Origin of the sequence: Mesorhizobium sp. M1A.F.Ca.IN.020.03.2.1, from assembly GCF_004023205.1 — a bacterium.
Classification (GTDB): Bacteria; Pseudomonadota; Alphaproteobacteria; order Rhizobiales; family Rhizobiaceae; genus Mesorhizobium.
The window spans coordinates 1-2,336 of the sequence record NZ_RZSV01000416.1; the positions used below are offsets into that span (position 1 = coordinate 1).

Sequence of the window (2,336 nt, forward strand, 5' to 3'; positions counted from 1 at the left end):
ATGCGCGATATCTTCAGGCGCGTGCAACGTCAGCGGCGCGCGGAAGGGCGATTGCCTGGACCAGAAGGCTGGCATGGTCTCGCAGCCATGGCCGATGACTGGCACGCCGCGCGTCTCCAGCACTTCCAGCGTCTTTTCGATGTCGAGGATCGCCTTGGCGCCGGCCGAGACGACGACGACCGGCGTGCGCGCCAGCTCGTCGAGGTCGGCCGAGATGTCAAAACTCTTTTCGGCGCCCTTGTGGACGCCGCCGATGCCGCCGGTGGCGAAGACCTTTATGCCGGCCATGTGCGCGGCGATCATGGTGGCGGCCACGGTGGTGCCGCCGGTGCGCTTTTGGGCGACGGCAAAGCCGATATCGGCACGCGACAGCTTCATGGCGTCGCCGGTCATGGCAAGCGATTCGCGCTCGCCATCGGAAAGGCCAATCTTGATGCGTCCATCGACCACGGCGATCGTCGCCGGCACGGCGCCGCTCTCGGCGATGATCTGCTCGACCTTGGCGGCCATCGCGCCATTGTCGGGGTATGGCATACCGTGGGTAATGATGGTGCTTTCCAGCGCCACCACAGGCCGCCCGGCGGCAAGCGCCTCCGCCACTGGCGGATGAATGTCGATGAAGGGGCGGGCGGTTTCGGGCGTCATGTCCGTTCTCCACTCCGGAGAAAACACTCCGGCAAGATAGTTTGTGGCCCTATGCCACCACCCGTGCCTCGGGCACAAGGGCAAGCGCCTGGCCAAAACTGCCGGCGGTGAAAGACGGTACCGCCTCGGCGCTCTCGATGGCGAGCATCGCCGCGGCAACACCTTCGCGCAGTGCCTTCCGCAAAGGCAGCCCGCGCAGCAGCGCGGCAACCGTTGCTCCGGTCAGGGCGTCGCCGGCGCCGGTTACGTCGGCAACTCGTCGCGGGGAGGGCGGGTCGATGGCGAAGACGCCCGATTGGTCGAAGCCGAGCACCGGAGCACTGCCGGCCGTGATCACGCCTGCCGTCAAGCTCAGCCGCCTGAGTTCCCCGACAAGATCGCGGCCGGAAATATCCGCACCAGCCAGCGCCGCCGCCTCTCGGCGGTTCATGAACAGCAGCGAAAGATTGCCGAGCAGCGGCGCCAGCCGCACCACCTTGGCCGGCGAGATGGCGATGGCGAAAATCGGCCTGTCGCCGGCTTGCGCAACCAGACGCTCGAGGGCCGCCGTTGGCAGGTTCGCGTCGCAGAGGATCGCGTCTGCCTCGGCGATCGCCTCGCGCGCCTTGGCGCGGCGGATCTGCTTGGGGAAGGCGAGGTCGTAAAGGCCCATATCGGCAAAGCCGACGATCAACTCCCCCTCGCTGTCGATCAGCGCAGTGTAGCTCGGCGTCGTGCGGTCGAGGAACACCGCCGAAAGGTCGGCGATGCCGGCCTCGTCGATCGCCGATGCGACGGTCTCACCCGCCGCATCGCCGCCGCGCACCGAAAGCAGCGAGGCCGAGACGCCGCGCTTCACAATGCTGCGCAGCGCGTTGAAGACGCCGCCGCCGACATCCTCGCGCATGATGCCGGGATTGGATGCGGCGGGCACGTAAGGGCCCGAGACCTGGCCGCGCCGGTCGATATGGGCGCCGCCCAGCGCCAGGATGTTTGGGGATGTCGGCATGCCGCGGAGGTGACCTCGTTGATTGTTTGCGTGCGCACACTAGGTTTCCGCGCATCGCCCCGCAATCGGGTCGCGATTCGGGCCGCCCGGATAACGAGATCTCGCTTGGATCAGCAGCACTGGTTCACGCCATCTCTAGTGAGACAAAAATAGAACAAATCCAGATATTATTTGTTTTCCAGTCATTTGCTGCCTCTTGCCAGATGAGAACAAAAAAGGTACAAACTGGCAGGGATCACGGATTGTCCGGCCTTCATTGACGACCAAGGGGTGATGTATCATGGCTCAGAATAGTTTGCGGCTTGTAGAGGATAAGGCAGTGGACAAATCAAAGGCTCTGGATGCGGCGCTGTCGCAAATCGAGCGCGCTTTCGGCAAGGGCTCGATCATGCGGCTCGGCGCCAATGAGCAGGTGGTCGAGATCGAAACCGTGCCGACGGGATCGCTCGGGCTGGACATCGCGCTCGGCGTTGGCGGGCTGCCGCGCGGCCGCATCATCGAAATCTACGGGCCGGAAAGCTCGGGCAAGACGACGCTGGCGCTGCACACGGTTGCGGAAGCCCAGAAGAAGGGCGGTATCTGCGCCTTCGTCGATGCCGAGCACGCGCTCGATCCGGTCTATGCCCGCAAGCTCGGCGTGGACCTCGAAAACCTCCTGATCTCGCAGCCCGACACGGGTGAGCAGGCGCTGGAGATCTGCGAC

3 protein-coding genes are annotated in these 2,336 nt (G+C 65.0%); 1 reads left to right on the top strand and 2 read right to left on the bottom strand.

The genetic code is table 11. The features are described from left to right. Window positions 1–645, bottom strand: a 645-nt coding sequence (locus tag EOA79_RS31515) for a pseudouridine-5'-phosphate glycosidase (RefSeq protein WP_128293658.1), incomplete at its 3' end; no start/stop codon positions are given. A 49-nt stretch (window positions 646–694) separates the two neighbouring features. Then, entirely contained in the window at window positions 695–1,633 is a 939-nt protein-coding gene (locus EOA79_RS31520) for a carbohydrate kinase family protein (protein WP_095825256.1), read from the bottom strand. Window positions 1,634–1,913: 280 nt separating this feature from the next. Here EOA79_RS31520 and EOA79_RS31525 point away from each other — a divergent pair. Continuing rightward, window positions 1,914–2,336, top strand: a 423-nt coding sequence (locus tag EOA79_RS31525; protein WP_281060308.1) for an ATPase domain-containing protein, incomplete at its 3' end; no start/stop codon positions are given.

Excerpts from the sequence above, each read along its gene's own strand:
- EOA79_RS31520 (WP_095825256.1), bottom strand. The coding sequence starts at position 1,633 with ATGCCGACATCCCCAAACATCCTGGCGCTGGGCGGCGCCCATATCGAC.